Consider the following 16,488-nt stretch of genomic DNA (forward strand, 5'->3'; position numbering starts at 1 on the left):
GTTGCCGCCCCGCAAACGGTCCTAGAACTCGAGGTAGAGCCCTTATCACCAAGCCACTACAGGATGTGCCTACACACAAACTAAAGCTGAGTCATCCAGCACCTGGTCGTAGAGTAGCCGCGCTGCGGTAGAAAGAGGAGCCACTAAGCGCCCCCATGAGCCCAGAACGAGGGAAGTGAGCGGCGTCCGTATTAAGTGCCGTTCGCTTCCCTCGTTCCGGTACACTTTTTAGCCGCATGGATGATAAGCAAGTTGTGCTGGATTAGCGAAGCCTACCACCATACTCTTTTACCTGGTTGATTACTGCTGCTGGTATCGCGTAAGCCTGTTGTTGCAAGTTCTGCAACAGCCACCCTAGGTATAAGCCATTAGCTCCGTGGTAAGGCAGCTGTGCCGACTCAAAAACAGTGCGACCGAAGCCTATGACAGGCTTCGGTCGCTTTTGTAAGCAACTCTTGACCGGTAACCCCTTTTTAGGAAGCGGTGAGAAGCTTCTGCCACTGGCAATCCGCTTACTCCACCGCTAGGCGTTTAGTGACAATGCCATCAGCCGTATGTACGTGTACCGTGTAGATGCCCACCGCTAGCTCGCCGAGCGTCAGTTCCACCCCATCGGCCGCCTGCTGAGCCGTGAACTTCTGGTTGAGCATAACTTGACCGAGCGCATTAAGCATGCGTACCTGCACCGCTTTTTGGGTGAGCGCGCGAGGCAGTTGAAGCCGCACGTACGTGCGAGCCGGGTTTGGATATAGGCTCACTTGCTCCGCTAGTTGCGGCGAAACAGTTGCCAACACACGCGCTTGCGTAGTAGCTGTCGCTGTTACTTGGTTCAGGCGCACACTCACCGTGTTGCTGCTGTTGTTCGCTACCAATATGTCTAATGTACCGTTGCCATCCACGTCGCCTAGGGTAATGCCGGCGGGGTTTATGCCGACGGCTACCTGTTGCAAGCCACTGAAGGTCCCCGTCCCATTATTCAGGCGTACCCCAATGTTGCGCGTGAGGTTGTTCGTGGCAAACAAATCAAGGTCACCATCCCCATTGGCATCACCTAGGACAATGCTGCTCGCCCCTTGCCCCACCCAGACTTGCTGGGTGCCGCTGAAGATGCCATTGCCATCATTCAGGCGCACGCCTACGGTGCTGTTGGTGAAATTATCAGCTGGGTTGGTGTAGTCGTAGTAATTGGCCGTGAGCAGGTCTAAGTCGCCATCTCTATCCACGTCGCCGAGTACGATATCCTGCGGACTGAAGCCTACCGTCACCTCTTGGGTGCCGGAGAAGGTGCCCGTGCCATTGTTGAGGCGCACGCTGGCAGTGGTGCCGCTGGAGTTGGCCGTCACAAAATCCAGGTCGCCGTCTTTGTCGACATCGCCCAGCGCTAGGTGCAGCGGCCGTGGCCCTACTACCACATCCTGGCCTGTGGTGCTGAAGATGCCGCTGCCGTTGTTCAAGCGCACGCTCACGGTGCTGTTGGTCTCGTAGTTCGGACCGAAGGTAACGTAGTTGGCCACGAGCAGGTCCACGTCACCATCGCCATCGACGTCGCCCAAAGCAATATCGTGGGGCAGGTTGCCGACGCTCATATTTTGAGTGCCGGAGAAGAGGCCGCTGCCATTGTTCAGGCGCACGCTGATGGTGTTGCTCTGCCCAGAGCTAGCATTGGCCGTCACCAGATCCAGGTCGCCGTCGCCATCCACGTCGGCCAGCTTCACGCTGTAAGGACCCGTGCCGACTCTTACCTCCTGCATGCCCGTGTAGATGCCGCTGCCGTTGTTCAGGCGCACGCTCACGGTGCTGGTAGAAGCGGAATTATACAGATTGTTGGCGGTGAGCAGATCCAGGTCGCCGTCGCCATCCACGTCGCCGATGGCCACGCTCTGCGGGTTGGTGCCGACGCTCGCTTCAAGAGTGCCGCCAAAGATGCCGGCAGCAGGAGCCGTAGCCGCGGTGAACTGGAACACGTAAGGCGCCAGGAAGGACTGGTTGCCGCTGCTGGTCACAGCTGTCGTCACCGTCGAAAAGACGGTTTCGCCGGGCTTGAAGCCAGCGCTGGGGGTAAAGGTAAGGGTGTTGCCGCCAACGCTTGCCGTACCTGCTTTCTGGCCGCCCGACTGCGTGCTGAAGACTTTCAAGGCTCCCAAGGTAGCCGCGCTGGTACTTAGCTCGCGGTTGAAGGTAAGCGCCACCGGCGTAGTGGGCGGGGCCGCCGTGGCATTGCGCGCCGGGTTGAAGGTGACAATGGAAAGCAAAGGACCAACCGTGAACTGGAAGCCGTTGCTGGCGCCCACGTTCGTCGTGACAACCACTGGGCCAGAGGTCGCGCCGGCGGGTATCGTAACGGTGAGTTGCGTGGTCGAACTCAGCACAAAGCTGGTAGCAGCCACGCCGTTGAAGGTAATGCCCGTGGTGTTCAGGAAGTCGTGGCCCGTAATCACCACCGTGCTGCCCACCGGACTGATCGCTGGCGAGATGCCCGAGATGCTAGGTGCCGCCACGGCCTGATTCAGGCGGATGCTCGCGCCACTGCTGGCATTGCTGGAGGTTAGAAGGTCCAGATCGCCGTCGCCATCCACATCGCCGATAGCTAGGCCGGAGGGCTGCAATACCGCTACTTCCTGCACACCGGAGAAGGTGCCGCTGCCATTGTTCAGGCGTACGCTCACGGCACCGCTGGCATTCAGGAGGTTCGCGGCCAGCAGGTCTAGGTCACCGTCGCCGTCTACGTCGCCGAGCTCTACCTTCTGAATGGAGGCACCAATGAGTACCTCCTGGTTGCCGCTGAATGTGCCATCACCCTTGTTCAGGCGCACGCTCACGGTCGTGTTATCGTTGCCGCCGCCGAAGTTATAAAAGTTGCCTATTACCAAATCCAGGTCGCCGTCCTTGTCGACATCGCCGGTGGCCAGCGAATACGCGTAGCCGCCGACGGGGACGTTGGTAGTGCCGCTAAAGGTGCCCGCACTGTCGTTGAGGCGCACATTCACAAAGCCGCTGCTATTGGTCGTGAGCAGGTCCAGGTCGCCATCGCTGTCTACATCACCTAAGGCCACGCGCAGGAGCGTGCCGCCCAGGCTTACTTCCTGCGTGCCGCTGAATATGCCGTCCGTGTTAAAACGCACGCTTGCCGTGCCGCTGGCATTGGCCGTCACCAGATCCAGGTCGCCGTCGCCATCGATGTCACCTAGTGCCTGACTCTGCGGGCTATTATCAACAGACACTTCCTGGTCACCGCTGAAGCTACCGCTGCCGTTGTTCAGGCGCACGCTTATCTTACTGTTCTGGTCATCACTGACCAGCAAATCCAGGTCGCCGTCGCCATCCACGTCGCCAAAAATCAGGTCGCGCGGAATGCGTCCCACGCTCACATCCTGCCCGCCGCTGTAGGAGCCGCTGCCATTGTTCAGGCGCACACTCACGACGCTGTAGATGCTGGCTACGGCTAGATCCAGGTCGCCGTCGCCATCCACGTCGCCGGTGGCAATGGCCACTGGGTTGGTGCCTACTGACAAGTCAGAGCCGCCGCCAAAGGTGCCCGCCGCTGGTGCCGTAGCTGCCGTAAATTGGAATACGTGCGGCTTGGCAGGGATACCTGTTGTGCTTTGTACCATCGAGGTAACGGTAGCAAACCCTGTTTCCCCGGGCTTGAAACCAGTGCCTGGCGTAAAGGTCAGGGTGCTGCCGCTGGCCGCTACACGGCCCGCTTTCAAGCCCGTTTGCTGGCCAAATACGTTCAATGCTTGTTGAAAGACGGAGCTGGTATTCAGCGCTTGATCAAACGTGACGGCTACTGGGGTGGTACGTGGCGCGGCGCTTGCATTGCGCGCCGGCACCACAGCCGTAACCAGCAAAGGAGACGTGATGGTAAAGAATACGCCGTTGCTGGTGCCCGAAGGAGTCGTAACGACTACCGGACCGCTGGTTGTGCCCGCCGGCACTAATGCGACTAACTGAGTCGCCGAGCGGGAAATAACCTCGGCAACCGGGACTCCAGTGAACGTAACAGTGCTGAAGTTAAGAAAATTAGCACCCGTAATGACCACGCGGGTTCCCGCCGGGCCTCTCCCCGGCGACAAGCTGCTGATAACCGGAGGCGGCTGATTCAAGTTGAGGGATACGCTAGCCGTGTTAGCCGCCAGATTGGCTGTTACTAGGTCGAGCGTGCCGTTGCCGTCTACATCTCCCAAGGCAATTGCCGTCGGTTGATTGCCCACGACTACTTCCTGGTTGCCGCTAAAGCTGCCGGTGCCGTTGTTCAGGCGCACGCTCACGGCGCCCACACTGCTATTGCCATAGGCCAGCAACAGATCCAGGTCGCTGTCACCGTCAATGTCGCCCAGGCGTAGGGCAGTCGGGTTGTTGGTTTGGGTGAAGGCCGAGCCATTACTGAACGCGCCACTGCCATTGTTTAGCCGCAGGCTGAGTGCGTTGGTAGTGGAGCTAGTCGTAATAAAGTCCAGGTCATTGTCACCATCGACATCGCCGAGGGCTAACAGGTAGGGGCTGCTGCCCACCCCAATGCTCTGCGGACTGGCAAAGCGACCATTGCCATTGTTCAACGCGACGTTCACAGCGCTGCCGGACGTGTAGACGGTGAGTAGGTCCAGGTCGCCGTCGTTGTCGATATCACCTAGGTTCAGCTCGGTAGGATTACGCACAGTAATAGACTGAGCGTAATCTTCGAGGAAGCGACCGGTGCCATCGTTAAGGAGCACGTTCACCGTGCCCACGCCAATGCTAGCTCCGACCAACAGATCTAGGTCGGCGTCACCATCTACGTCGCCGAGCGTAATGGAAAGTGGCTCCCCGAAAGTGCTGGCATTCACGCCGCTGCTAAAGTTGCCGGCCCCATCATTCAGGCGGATGCTTAGGATGTTACCAGTGCTAAAGCTGACAGGCGCGGTCACGAAATCCAGGTCGCCGTCGCCGTCTACATCGCCCACGGCCAGGTCCAGTACGTTGCCGAAGACGGTCACCTCCCGGCTGCCGGTGTAGATGCCGTTACCGTTGTTTAGACGCACGCTCACCGTGTTGATGCCGCTATTCGCCACAAGTAGATCCAAGTCACCGTCACCATCTACGTCGGCGGTGGCGGCTACTGCTGGCGAGAGGCCCGTTGGCACGGCAGCGGCGGTGTCAAAGGTGCCGGTGCTCGGACTGGTAGCGGTGGTAAACTGAAAAACGTGCGGCGCCAGCAGAGGCGTACCAGTGGCGGTGCGCACGTTGGTCGTTATCGTCGCAGAAACTGTTTCGCCGGGCTTGAACCCGGTTGTCGGGTTGAAAGTGAGGGTGCTGCCGCTCACGCCAACAGCTCCGGCTTTTGCGCCGCCGGCCTGTTGGCTGAAAACCCGAACCGCAGTGCTGCTGGCCGGGCTCAGCGGTTGATCGAAGGTGACGGCCACGACCGTATTGCGCGGCGCCGAGCGGGCGTTTCGCACCGGCGAAACTGCAGTAACTGCTAATGGCGGCACCACGTTGAAATTCATCCCATTGCTAGCACCTAGGGTGGTTACGACCACGAGCGGGCCGGACGTGGCACCGGCTGGTACGGTAGCCCTAATTTGCGTGGCTGAGTTTACCACAAAGCTAGCTGCCGGTACGCCGTTGAACGTGACCCCAGTGACCGTAACCGAATTATTGACAGACAGGAAGGTGCCGGTAATCACCACGCTGGAACCCGGAGGGCCTGCAGTCGGCGACAAGCTGGTGATGACGGGTAGGGCTAAGGGCTGGTTCAGGCGTACGCTAACAGTGTTGCTTACCGTATTGGCCGTTACGAAGTCGAGGTCACCATCGGCATCCACGTCGCCTACGGCTACATCGTTTGGCTGCATGCCTACCGTTACGTTCTGCGTGCCTGAGAAAGTGCCGCTGCCATTATTCAGCCGGATGCTCGCGGTGGTGCCGTTCGGTGCGCTGCTAAAAAAGTTACCGGAGTTAGCCGTGATGAAGTCCAAGTCGCCGTCACCGTCTACGTCGGCCAGGGCTAGGCTGCGCGGCCCAGCTCCGGTTGGCACGACTTGGGTGCCGGAAAACGAGCCACTGCCGTTATTGAGGCGCACGGCTACGGCGCTGGGGTTGCCGTAGGTGTTGGTGGCCAGCAGGTCGAGGTCGCCGTCGCCATCAATATCGCCCAAAGCCAGCGCATGCGGAGTGCTATTAACATTTATTTCCGTGGTACCGGAGAAGGAGCCGCTGCCGTTGTTCAGGCGCAGGCTCACGGTGGTGCCGCTGGAATTAGCCGTGAATAGGTCTAGGTCGCCATCGCTGTCGGCGTCACCGAGCACAACCGCTATTGGTCGTGGACCCACACTGACCTCAGGGCTAGGCCCCGAGCTGAAGGTGCCATTGCCCGTATTCAGGCGCACGCTCACGGTGCTGGTAGTGGTGGGGCCCGCTACGGTGTAGTTGGCGGCCAGCAGATCCAGGTCGCCATCTCCATCCACATCGCCGAGAGCTAGACCGTGCGGACTGGTGCCCACGGCTACCTCGGTGGTACCCGAGAAGCTGCCGTTGCCGTTGTTGAGGCGCACACTTACAGTGCCCGTAATGCCGGAGTTAGCATTGGCTGTGAGCAGGTCCAGGTCGCCGTCGGAATCCACATCGCCGAGTATCACTTGATAAGGCCCGATGCCGACGCTCACTTCTGCGCCGCCGCTGTAGGAGCCGCTGCCATTGTTCAGGCGCACACTCACGGTGCCAAAGCTGTTGCTGGCAGCTACGTAGTTAGCCGTGAGCAGGTCTAAGTCGCCATCACCATCCACATCCCCCAGGGTCACCTCCTGTGGGTTGGCGCCCACTGCTGGGTCCGAACCCCCGGTAAACGTGCCAGGGCTAGGTGCGGTAGCGGTCGTGAATTGAAATACGTGTGGAATGGCGGCACTGCCCGTTGCGCTTTGCGCTGCCGATGTAATGGTCGTAAAAATCGTTTCGCCAGGCTTGAAGCTGATGCCAGGAGTAAAGCTGAGCGTACTGCCACTAACCACAGCCGTGCCCGCTTGCTTGCCGCCCACCTGCTGACTAAAAACCTTCAGCGCTCCTTGCGTGCTGGCATTGTTGCTTAAGGGTTGGCTCAAGCTGATGGCGACAGTGGTAGTGCGCGGGGCGGTGCGGGCATTACGTGTTGGCGACAGGCTTGTAACAACCGGCGCCTGGGCGCTAGCAGCACCGATTTGGCCTAGCAGCATCAGCATCAACCCGCTTCGCAAAAAGCGCGGAAGCTTGGTCGTCAGCCTGTTGGTGTAACTTAACCGAGTAGTAGTTTGATCCATAGTAGGTAAAGGTGGGCGAGAGTGGAAAGCAAAATCAAAGCATAGGCTGCTGAAAGCCAGCAACTAGCGGTATGGAGTAAGCGGAATTTAGCAGACCTAGGTGACCTCTATAGGAGAGGCCTAAACGTAAGCTATCTGCCAAGTAAATACTATTAAAAATCAGTATAATAATATAAGCGTCAACTGCTTGTAAGCAGCTTGCCTGCCCGCGCCATGTTCTTACTACTTTGGCCCTAAGCAAAACGACCAGAGCCTACGAGGCGCTGATCATTGTTGGTACCTTACCCCAGGTGATGGTTGCAATAATTCTCGGCAGTGAATCTGAGGGATCACATCAGTGACCATGAGAGCCTTGTAAAATGTCCAAGCACACTGCTACTTCTGGCGCGTTTCCTAAACTCGCCGAGCGCTGCAATGACCGACGAGCACCTGGTGCCAGGCAGCTGCCAGGTGTTCACCGAAAGGAGCGGTTAGATACGTACCCAAAAAGCGCCACTTGCTGCTGAAACGGCCCCAAGTATAAAAGCGTAAAGCCGTAAGCTTGGCTTGCTAGTTTGCCTGGGTGCCGTGTGGCTCCAACAAACCTAGCTTTCGAACACCAAAGGAAATTTACTGCTGCGGTGGAGCTGCTTTGACAAGCTCAGCATGACCAGTTTTTAATTCCTGTTCGGATAGACGCTAAGAAATGGGTGGGACAGCCGCCCGCCGCGGTTCGCCCTCCGGCAGGCCTCGCACCGCACGGTTGCGGTCCACCCAATAGGCTAGCAGCACAATCACCCAAAACAGCTGCCCCGACCACCCCAACGCCTCCACCGAGGCGGGCGGCGGGCTGAACAGGCTACCCACGTGGATCAGCACCAGGAACGCCACCAATCCCAGTAGGCCATAGCGTCCCTTGCCATTGCGGACAGTGGTCCGCCGCACGTAAAGCCATAGACCCGCGCCCAGGAGCGCAAACTCGACCACTTGCGTTAAGGCAATCTGGTTCCACAGCCCCAACCCGAACAGCGGCGACGGGCCGGGATACAGGGGCAAATCGGGGGTGTGCACCACCACATCGAGCAGCCAGTGGCTGGGCACCAGCAGGCCCACCAGCATCGCGCTTTGCCCATTACGGCGCAGCAACCAGTACACCAACCCCAGCAATAGGCCCGCCACCAGCTCGCCCACCAAACTGTGCGTGAAGGGATAATACACGAAAGCAAACGCGTTGGTGGCCGTGGCGTGCGGCACGATGTTCACGCGCTCCACGCCCAGCAGCAGCAGCGTGGGCCATACCAAATCGGCGAGTTGGGCGGCCAGGAAGAAGGTGCCTAAGGACACCCGAGGTTGCAGCGTTTTGGCGCCAAAGCCGACGCCGAAATGTCCGAGAAACATAAAATGGGGGTTGGGGAAAAGGATGTAAAAGCAGCGTACAATGGTTCAGGCAGGCTAGCCCTGGGCTTCTGTTACTTACAGCGCGGCGTGGCCCCGAGGGCCGGCACATTGGGCCGGCTGCCGCCATGATCAATTTCTCAGAAACCACTCCGCCGTGACCCGAATGCCTTCCGCGTAGGGGGTCGGCGTAAAGCCGAACGTTTGGTTGAAGCGCGTGGAGTCCAGCACGTACCCGTTCTCGTCCTGGTACATCATTTCGCGCGCCTCCTTCATAAACGGAATGAATAGCCCCATCAGCCCAAACAACCATTTGGGCAGCACCTTCACCTTCCCGGTACCCTGCATGTACTCCGCCGCCAAGGCGCTGAATTCTTGACCGGTTAGCGTCGGCGAGGCGACGGGTAATATCCAGGTTTGGTGGAAGGCCTCCGGGTGCTGCGCCAGCACGTACAGGGCCTGGCCGATGTCGGGCGTGTAGGTGTAGGTGCGCGGCACGCGGGCATTCACGAGCCATTGCGGGGTTTGTTTCTTTTTCAGACGGCTGAACACCAGCGTACCAGCCCAGCTTTTCTCGACTACGCCGGGTCCATAAAAATCGGAGGCTTTGGCGATGATGGCCGGCAGCCCGCCGCGGTGCCGCTCGGCCAGCAGCAGTTGTTCAACCTCCACTAGAATTCGGCCTTTTTCACTCACTGGCCGCGTCGGCGTGGCTTCGGTAATTGCGCCCTCCACCCGGCCATAGGTGTAGAGGCTGTCGAGAAAAATCAGCTGGGCCTGCGTGGCTTTGCAGGCGGCAATCACGTTGCCCATAATCACGGGCCAGTCGCGCCGCCACACTTTCGCGCTGTATTCTAAGCCGACGAGCAGGTACACGATGGCGGAGCCGTCCACGGCCAGCCGGGTTTGTTCGGCGTCCAGAAAATCGGCTGACCGGGTTTCGACTCCCACCACCGGGGTGGGGTGGCGCGAAACCAACCGGATTTTTTCGCCGTGCTGTTGTAGCACCGGCAGTAGTTGCGTGGTGATGGTGCCCTTGGCGCCCAGGATGGTGTGGAGTTTCATGCGGTTTTAGCAGGTAAGTGACGGGACAAAATTGCGCCGCGCCGCCGGTCTAAAACGATAACAAATGCTAAGAAATGGCGGCCCTACTGCCCCTACGCAGTGCGGTTGCGAATGCGGCTTAAGCTCACGGGCGTCACGCCCAGAAAGTTGGCGATGTAGTGCTGGGGCACCCGCGCCAGGATATTGGGGTCGCCGCTGACCAGCAGGGCCTGGTAGCGCTCGGCGGGGCTGAGCAGCAGCAGGCTTACCAGGCGCTCTTCCAGGCCCACGGCCAGGTATTCGGCAAACCGCCGGCCGAACTCCTGCCAGGCCATGCGCTGACCAAATAAGTCAACCAGCACCGCGTAGGGAAACGTCAGGCAGCAGCCCGCACTCAAGGCCTCGATGGTGACCAGCGAGGGCCGGCCGGTCAGGCTGCTGAAGTAGGCGCCGATCAACTGGTCTTCAAAAAAGAAGTAGCTGGTGCGCTCCTCGCCATCTTTGGTATAATACTGCCGGAACATGCCTTCCAGCACAAAACCCACGTCGGCCGCGACGCGGCCCTGTTCGGCAAAGACGGCGTGCCGGGCCAGGGGCGCCAGGCGCAGGTGCGGCACCAGCAAGCGCCAGTCTTCGTCGCTCAGAGGAGCAAACTGGGTCAGGTGCTGGCGCAGGCGCAACGCAGATTCGGGGAAGGACGGCAGCATGAATGAACAGGCAGTGATACGGCATGGAGGAAGAGGCTGGGGAAGATACCGCTGGTGCCGCATTTCTTAGCGTTTGTTATCGTTTGGGCTCGCGGGCAGGCCGGTCCTTTGTGGTGTTCTGATGCTCTTCTGCCGGAACTCCAAAGCCCCTTCCCATGAACAGCCTCCTCACCAGCGGCACCGGCCTCGTTGGCACCCGCCTTTCCGCCGTGCTCACCAAAGCCGGCCACCAGCTGCAACAACACGAGGCGTATCGCCGCTTCTTCGAGCGCGAACTACCAACTGAGGAAGGCACAGAACCCGATATCAGCCACTATTACGTGCTGTCCAAGCAGGGTGCTACGTACTGGTTTTATCCCTATGCTACGCTTCCTCGGTCGTTGCAGGAGCAGCTGCGGGCTTTGTTTGATGCTATTTTTCAACCCGAAAACCGTCCCTAAAAAAGCCCGGTCAATAACCGGGCTCTTTCGTCGCTAATGGGTAATGTTCTAGCAACACCAACATACGTAAAAAAATGATCTTGTTAGCTGCGAGAGATCCCCTTTGTCAATGAAGCACCCGAGTGCTACCGGCCGTAGAGGGATAGAGCGGCAAAGGCTTTTTTATCTTTAGGCATGCTGCTGACGCTTGCCAAGTTCCAAGCCTTCTCTCGGGCCGTTCAAATCGGTACCGCACTGATGGAAGGCACCCATCTGGCTACCCGCTACGAAGGGGAAGATCTGATCACTCTTTACTACCTCGGTAGTTTCTTTGTCGAGGTCTACTATGATCCGGAGAGCAACTAGCTACACCGGTGCCGATGCTTCACTAGCCCGGATGCCTTGGCGGACTACCTGCCCTACGTAAAACTAACGGATCTAGCATAAGAGAATACTGCGGTGAGCCCCGAGCATTTGCAAGCTCTTTCCGTATGCCTACTATAGTTTACGACGTGTCGGGACTGCCTAGCCAAGCAAGCAACCGGGTCGTTGTGTAGCGGTTTGCTGGGCAAGATAGCCCACTAGAAGCCTCGTTTTTGTGGGAGCTAGAAGGGCAGAAAAATGGTGCGCTCGTGCTGGTGACTCGTGCCCTCGATGTACAAGCGCGCGTACCACTCACCGCTGAGCTAGCCCGCTTCTGTGCGCCTTTCGAGCCGGCCGAGGTAGTGCGCCTAGCCGATCCTCTTGTCGAGTGGCGCCAGTGGCGAGAGGCAGGTTGGGATGTATCTCTGACCACGGCAACCAAGAGCGACCTGAGGGTGTACTCGCCGAAAGGAAGTAGGAGTACGATCGTGCCCTTCTCAGCCGAGGATACATAGGACATGCAGCGAGAGCCTAAGGGTGGGGAACGCTTGCGCATGGAGGCGTTCTATTACCAGGTGCATCCACGTAAGGCGAAAGCCTTTGCTGAGAGTGAGCAAGGTATTCCGGCTGATGAGCTAGCCTGCTTTATTCGGCGCTATGAGCGGCAGGAGAAAGGTATAATCAAGTAAGACAGCTATAAGCACTCCACTAATCAGCAGCGGTGCTAAGATGGCTGGGAAAGAAGATCCACGCACATGTTGAGCGAAAGAAGGGGCTACACAACGAGTTCTGCATTGAAACTATCCAGTGGTTTGGTGCGGATAGGGAGCAATTGGCAACCAGAGTGTATGCTTATATCAACTCAGGAGGACACGGACGATACCACCTGATGACTTATGAGGAAGTGACTATTGCTGATTTGATAGCGGAGTTGAGAAAGCGAATCAACCCTTGTCAGTTCCGCTCGCCTGAGGAGAAAACGAAGCCGATCTTTATCTACAGGCTAAAAGCTTTCAATAGTCTATTTATCTTCTGGTAAGATTTATTCTCTCACCCTAACGCTTACCCACTATGGCTATCCCATTGAGACCTGGCGAAATGTTTACCCCTGGCGTTCACGGGCACCTGGAATTTGAAACAGGTAGTTATGCACTCGACTCTGAGCAAGTAGCGAAGGGAGAAAAACATCAACCATTGCTACGCTTGGAAGGCATTGGAGAGTTCCTTGTGTCTGAGGAAGTACTTGCCGCCGTGAATAACCAACTAGACCCTGAGCAGCGAACTAAGGCTATCTTAGGCAAGATGTTAGAAGTAGGCTGCCAGAAAGTTTGGAGCCTCGCGGGAGTGCGCAGTTTCCTAGCCATAAAGGACAGCTGTTCTACCAACTGCTTACTGTATTTAGTTGCACTACTATTCTGTTTTCCTTATGATCTTAGGTGCGCTACGTGCTGTCGATGGCAGCCGCCGCACGCTCACGTATGAGGAACAGGACCAGTGGCTGCGCGCCACGTGGCACGGCTACGTGGATCCGGTAGAAGCCATGAGTAGCGCCGAGCAATACCTGGCGCACGCGGGCGTTCGGCCCTGTCCGTACTTGCTCAACGACAACAGTGGCTTGCAAGGGCCGTGGTTCGACGCCGTGGAATGGCTCCAGCGGGTATGGCTACCTCAAGCCTTGGAGGTCGGCTTGCGCTACGTGGCGCACGTGGTACAAGCCGACACGCGCGCCGATATTGTCTCTCTCCCTTCCTAGAGCCGTCGTAGACGTAATCGAATTACAAGTCTTCCACCAACTCACGGAAGCAGAAGAATGGCTGCGAGAGTGCCAACAGCGTGCATAGTAATCTATACAGACCAGCTTGCTCTAAAGCGGCGTGGTGAGTAAAGCGCAACAACTAATTTCCTAGGTACTACCCGCAACTCTACGTGTTTAATACAACGGTTGCAAAAGGCGACTAGAATTTTCCGTATAACTACAAGTAACTGCTTTGGCGTAAGTAAGCTATGCTGTTCCCCTTGTTTCGCTGCCCGACTTTCTCGCTACACCACGATTCGGATAACAATTGGCTCTATGCCCAGTGGACTGGGCGGCAGGATAGTACAACCTCGCTGGCGGCCTGCGCCATTATTTTGCAGCACGTGCACGAAGTGCCAGTTTCGAAGCTTCTTTGTGATAGCAGCCAAGCGTTGGATGGCTGGAGCGAAATCAGTACTTGGGTAGCGAACAACTACCTACCTCGGCTCGCGGACCTGGGAGTCTGTGTCATCTCTTGGATCAATGCGACTGACTGGTCGACTAACGATACCATCACCTCCTTTGTGGAGCACTCGGACAAGCCGTTCATCGCTACCTTTAACGAAGGGGCAACTGCGTATGAGTGGCTTCGTAATACCCATTTTATTTGCTCTTAGCAATTTTTAGGCGAGATGTACACTGATCCAAAAAAGTACTACCTACACCAATAAACTACTGCAAGGCGCCAACTTACCGCGAGGACTATAGAGTAGGTCTAACAAAAGAGCCCGGTCATTGGCCGGGCCTTTTGCCACTAGCGCTATCACCTATTCACCACTATGATAGCCTCTTATCTCTACTATTTTCCTGGTTAGCGCACTGAACAGCTTCCTAGCTGGGGCAATCCGCTGCTTCCTGCTTTCCCGTCGGTGGGCCGCGGCACAGGTTCAGGTGCCCATCTGGACTAGTAAACGCCTTGCCTCGTTGACCAGAGCATTTCTTGCCTACGGCAGAAGCTAGCTCACCGTATCTAACGCTCGCAGCAACACACTCAGAATCTGGCGCTGGCCCACGCGGTGTGCTGCCTGGGGGTACATCTGCAAGTAAGCCATGCACAAGGCTTGCCCATACTCCAGCGCCGCTTGGTGGTGTAAGCGCTTCCGATCGAGCACAACGGAGCACCACACTTTTTGCAAGCGGTAGGTGGGACTTAGCCACAGCTGGCCATTGTCCACAAGGCAAATAAAACGTCGCCCAGCGCAGCCTGCATGTCCCAAGATCCTAAATTTATCTTATCAGCTTGTGCAGCAGTGGTTTAAGGCCTGTAACCGCGCCACAGAGCCGCGCATGTCGGCAACGAGTTACCGCCGCGAGTGCGCCTTACGTAGGCTGCAACAGCCACAGCAAGCCGGCGAGCAAGGCACCCCCAAGTAGGCGTCGGCGTAGTGCAGCATAGCGCGAGATCCGGGTAGATAGGGGCTGCGGAGGCATTGTAGCGGGTGCTCTAAGCAGGAGCGAGCATAGTGTCCTGGGTGGGGGTGGCCCGGTGGCCGCCAAAGGCCGCTACGGCTGCTCCCAGCCCTAGACCTAGGGCCGCGAGCAGAGCCGCTTTGGAGAGCCCTTCGGCGGCGGCATCGCCGGCTTGGCGGGCTTTCTGCTCGGCCTGCACTTTCACTGCCGCGAACTTGGCCTGCGCCTGCTTGGCGGTGGCAAGCCAGTTATCCACGATTTGCTCCGACTCGGGGCGGCTCTTGCCCGTGCGCTGCATCACCACGTTTACGGCCGCGTCGCGGTCGGCGGCATTACCCAGGGTTTCGGCTTTACGGGTTAGGTTGTCAATAACGTCGTCGAAGCTGTCGCTGGCGGCTTGCGGGTTGGCTGCGGCTTGACTAGCTTCCGCTTGGGCTTGGGTACCCACTGCTGTCGCTTGGCGTTTCAGGTTTTCCGGCGTTAGCGCCGCCTTGCCGGTTTGCCGCAGCAGCAGGCGGGCTTGGTGCTTGAGGTCGCTCAAGTCAATACCCTGTTCTTTCAGTTCGCTTTTAATCGCCTCGCCCGCGCCGGGAGCGGCGGCAGCAATCCCCGCACCTGCGCCTGACAACGCCCGGCCGGCGACGCCCGTCACGCCCCCCATGATGCGTCCCACGGCGGTCGTGAGCAGGTAGAACGTCATCAGCGTGACGAGCGACCACATCAGCAGGCCATGGAGCAAGCCATCGATCCGGCGCGGGATGCCGGCGAAGCGGCTGGCAACACTTGCGCCTAGGTAAAGCGAACCCAGCGTGGTAACCAGCCACCAGATGGAGGCCCCAATGCCGAGGCCCGCCAGCGGGTTTTTCTCGCTCAAGGGGTCAATGGTGCCCAGGCCAATGCCTAAGCCCAACAAGCTGAGCGCCAGTTGCAGGACGATGGCGATCAGGGCGCCGGCGAAGACGGCGCCCCAGGAAATGCGCTTACCCGCCGCGAGGCCGGGGTGCGAGGGGGTAAAAGCCGCCACTTGCTCCGAGACCGGAGCGGGCAGAGGGGTCGTAGGTGTCATCGGCGTACAGGATGTGAAGTAAATAGAGAATTAGTAGCCGCTTGCCCCTGTGATCCGAGTAGAAAAGCAGCGAGAAGCTAGCAGAAGCTGGTCGTGGAAGGCGACCGAGAAAGCACCCAGCTCGGTTCGCGCGTCAACTGGTCATTGTCCGTCTTATTCGCTGGCCGTCCTTCTTGGGTCGATGATCAGCAGACGTCCGCTAGGCACGCTACCGGAACAAGTGCGCGACTTTTAACAGGTGCAGACAGCGGTGCAGGGCTGGGTGTATGGGGTAGAGCCGGACCCGGAACCCGGCCCGGTGTAGCAACAGCAGCTGCGCTACTTGGTGGCACACACCCAGCGTGCGCTGATAGGGCAGGGCGCTGCCATCGAGGTGGAGCACCGGACGGGGCTGGTCAGACGAAGCGACTACGTTGTCGACTAGATTCGCTAGTGCGAGCGAGGGCCCCAAGGGCGCGCTGCCGAACTGGTAGTGGGTAGGAGCAAGCATAAGGGACCGGGTTGTCGTGGGGACACTTGCTGGTAAAGCGAACAAGCACGCCGACGCTGGAAGTAAGTTACTCGGACAAAGGAACTTACTGGACCAGCTGCCTCCTACCGTCAAAATACTGGTTTCCCAAAAGGCAACTACGTAATTATATCCCGTAGTTACGGCAAGCGTATTCCCGCGTTTATACGGGCACGTTTCCTACCCTGGGCCGGTACTTTTGGGAAACCTTTCATTCTTCTGGTTCTTCTGATATGGCCTACAACAGTAAGTTCGGACCCGCCGCCCAAACCCCGCCGCAGCGCGCGCACATTCTGCACCAACTGCTCGTCTTGGCCGCCGAAGCGCACCGCAAGTCCTCGCCGCAGGACCAGCAACTCTACCAGCGCTACGTGGCCGGGGAGCTGAGTTGGGTAGAGATACTCGCTTCCCAAGAAGTAATGAGCGGCTTATAACTTGTCGGCAGCAAGCGAGCGGCTGGGGCGGCTTGCGCGCCAGCCCGGCGATGACTAGTTTGCCCGTTGGTAAGTACGTCGTCGGCCATGCTACGGG

The 16,488-nt window shown here is 58.3% G+C and carries 14 protein-coding genes; 7 read left to right on the top strand and 7 right to left on the bottom strand.

Annotation, left to right across the window (positions count from 1 at the left end; all coding sequences use genetic code 11):
- Positions 1–512 precede the first annotated feature (512 nt).
- The 4 genes from BXP70_RS25465 to BXP70_RS25480 form a co-directional block, all read right to left on the bottom strand.
- Positions 513–7,271, bottom strand: coding sequence for an FG-GAP-like repeat-containing protein (locus BXP70_RS25465; RefSeq protein ID WP_086596949.1), 6,759 nt, complete (start codon positions 7,269–7,271; stop codon positions 513–515).
- Between the two features lie 678 nt (positions 7,272–7,949).
- The gene (locus tag BXP70_RS25470) at positions 7,950–8,648 is read right to left on the bottom strand and encodes a hypothetical protein (protein ID WP_086596950.1); all 699 of its coding nucleotides are present in this window, start codon (positions 8,646–8,648) and stop codon (positions 7,950–7,952) included.
- A gap of 129 nt (positions 8,649–8,777) precedes the next feature.
- Complete coding sequence (locus BXP70_RS25475; protein WP_086596951.1) at positions 8,778–9,710, bottom strand: NAD-dependent epimerase/dehydratase family protein; 933 nt, start codon at positions 9,708–9,710, stop codon at positions 8,778–8,780.
- A 92-nt stretch (positions 9,711–9,802) separates the two neighbouring features.
- Positions 9,803–10,396: a Crp/Fnr family transcriptional regulator gene (locus tag BXP70_RS25480; protein ID WP_086596952.1), complete on the bottom strand. Its 594-nt coding sequence runs from the start codon at positions 10,394–10,396 to the stop codon at positions 9,803–9,805.
- 155 nt (positions 10,397–10,551) lie between these two features.
- Here BXP70_RS25480 and BXP70_RS25485 point away from each other — a divergent pair, with 155 nt between their 5' ends.
- The 6 genes from BXP70_RS25485 to BXP70_RS25505 all read left to right on the top strand — a co-directional run bounded on the left by BXP70_RS25485 (position 10,552) and on the right by BXP70_RS25505 (position 13,590).
- On the top strand, positions 10,552–10,836 hold the full coding sequence (locus BXP70_RS25485; RefSeq protein WP_086596953.1) for a hypothetical protein: 285 nt from the start codon (positions 10,552–10,554) through the stop codon (positions 10,834–10,836).
- A gap of 174 nt (positions 10,837–11,010) precedes the next feature.
- Positions 11,011–11,181: a hypothetical protein gene (locus tag BXP70_RS30055; protein WP_179197837.1), complete on the top strand. Its 171-nt coding sequence runs from the start codon at positions 11,011–11,013 to the stop codon at positions 11,179–11,181.
- Positions 11,182–11,411: 230 nt separating this feature from the next.
- The gene (locus BXP70_RS25490) at positions 11,412–11,693 is read left to right on the top strand and encodes a hypothetical protein (protein ID WP_086596954.1); all 282 of its coding nucleotides are present in this window, start codon (positions 11,412–11,414) and stop codon (positions 11,691–11,693) included.
- Positions 11,694–11,696: 3 nt separating this feature from the next.
- Complete coding sequence (locus BXP70_RS30060) at positions 11,697–11,867, top strand: hypothetical protein (RefSeq protein ID WP_179197838.1); 171 nt, start codon at positions 11,697–11,699, stop codon at positions 11,865–11,867.
- 737 nt (positions 11,868–12,604) lie between these two features.
- Entirely contained in the window at positions 12,605–12,931 is a 327-nt protein-coding gene (locus BXP70_RS25500; RefSeq protein ID WP_086596956.1) for a hypothetical protein, read from the top strand.
- A 251-nt stretch (positions 12,932–13,182) separates the two neighbouring features.
- A complete protein-coding gene (locus tag BXP70_RS25505) occupies positions 13,183–13,590 on the top strand; it encodes a hypothetical protein (RefSeq protein ID WP_086596957.1) in 408 nt (135 codons plus the stop codon).
- 339 nt (positions 13,591–13,929) lie between these two features.
- Here BXP70_RS25505 and BXP70_RS25510 read toward each other — a convergent pair whose 3' ends face one another.
- The 3 genes from BXP70_RS25510 to BXP70_RS25520 form a co-directional block, all read right to left on the bottom strand.
- Entirely contained in the window at positions 13,930–14,148 is a 219-nt protein-coding gene (locus BXP70_RS25510) for a hypothetical protein (protein WP_086596958.1), read from the bottom strand.
- A 269-nt stretch (positions 14,149–14,417) separates the two neighbouring features.
- A complete protein-coding gene (locus BXP70_RS25515) occupies positions 14,418–15,449 on the bottom strand; it encodes a hypothetical protein (protein WP_218779868.1) in 1,032 nt (343 codons plus the stop codon).
- 208 nt (positions 15,450–15,657) lie between these two features.
- The gene (locus tag BXP70_RS25520; RefSeq protein WP_086596959.1) at positions 15,658–15,939 is read right to left on the bottom strand and encodes a hypothetical protein; all 282 of its coding nucleotides are present in this window, start codon (positions 15,937–15,939) and stop codon (positions 15,658–15,660) included.
- Positions 15,940–16,190: 251 nt separating this feature from the next.
- Here BXP70_RS25520 and BXP70_RS25525 point away from each other — a divergent pair, with 251 nt between their 5' ends.
- Positions 16,191–16,391: a hypothetical protein gene (locus BXP70_RS25525; protein ID WP_086596960.1), complete on the top strand. Its 201-nt coding sequence runs from the start codon at positions 16,191–16,193 to the stop codon at positions 16,389–16,391.
- Positions 16,392–16,488: the final 97 nt, after the last annotated feature.

Source organism: Hymenobacter crusticola, from assembly GCF_002154225.1.
GTDB classification, from domain to species: Bacteria; Bacteroidota; Bacteroidia; order Cytophagales; family Hymenobacteraceae; genus Hymenobacter; species Hymenobacter crusticola.

Excerpts from the sequence above, each read along its gene's own strand:
- BXP70_RS25465 (WP_086596949.1), bottom strand. The coding sequence starts at position 7,271 with ATGGATCAAACTACTACTCGGTTAAGTTACACCAACAGGCTGACGACC.
- BXP70_RS25470 (WP_086596950.1), bottom strand. The coding sequence starts at position 8,648 with ATGTTTCTCGGACATTTCGGCGTCGGCTTTGGCGCCAAAACGCTGCAA.
- BXP70_RS25475 (WP_086596951.1), bottom strand. The coding sequence starts at position 9,710 with ATGAAACTCCACACCATCCTGGGCGCCAAGGGCACCATCACCACGCAA.
- BXP70_RS25480 (WP_086596952.1), bottom strand. The coding sequence starts at position 10,396 with ATGCTGCCGTCCTTCCCCGAATCTGCGTTGCGCCTGCGCCAGCACCTG.
- BXP70_RS25485 (WP_086596953.1), top strand. The coding sequence starts at position 10,552 with ATGAACAGCCTCCTCACCAGCGGCACCGGCCTCGTTGGCACCCGCCTT.
- BXP70_RS30055 (WP_179197837.1), top strand. The coding sequence starts at position 11,011 with ATGCTGCTGACGCTTGCCAAGTTCCAAGCCTTCTCTCGGGCCGTTCAA.
- BXP70_RS30060 (WP_179197838.1), top strand. The coding sequence starts at position 11,697 with ATGCAGCGAGAGCCTAAGGGTGGGGAACGCTTGCGCATGGAGGCGTTC.
- BXP70_RS25500 (WP_086596956.1), top strand. The coding sequence starts at position 12,605 with ATGATCTTAGGTGCGCTACGTGCTGTCGATGGCAGCCGCCGCACGCTC.
- BXP70_RS25505 (WP_086596957.1), top strand. The coding sequence starts at position 13,183 with ATGCTGTTCCCCTTGTTTCGCTGCCCGACTTTCTCGCTACACCACGAT.
- BXP70_RS25515 (WP_218779868.1), bottom strand. The coding sequence starts at position 15,449 with ATGACACCTACGACCCCTCTGCCCGCTCCGGTCTCGGAGCAAGTGGCG.
- BXP70_RS25520 (WP_086596959.1), bottom strand. The coding sequence starts at position 15,939 with ATGCTTGCTCCTACCCACTACCAGTTCGGCAGCGCGCCCTTGGGGCCC.
- BXP70_RS25525 (WP_086596960.1), top strand. The coding sequence starts at position 16,191 with ATGGCCTACAACAGTAAGTTCGGACCCGCCGCCCAAACCCCGCCGCAG.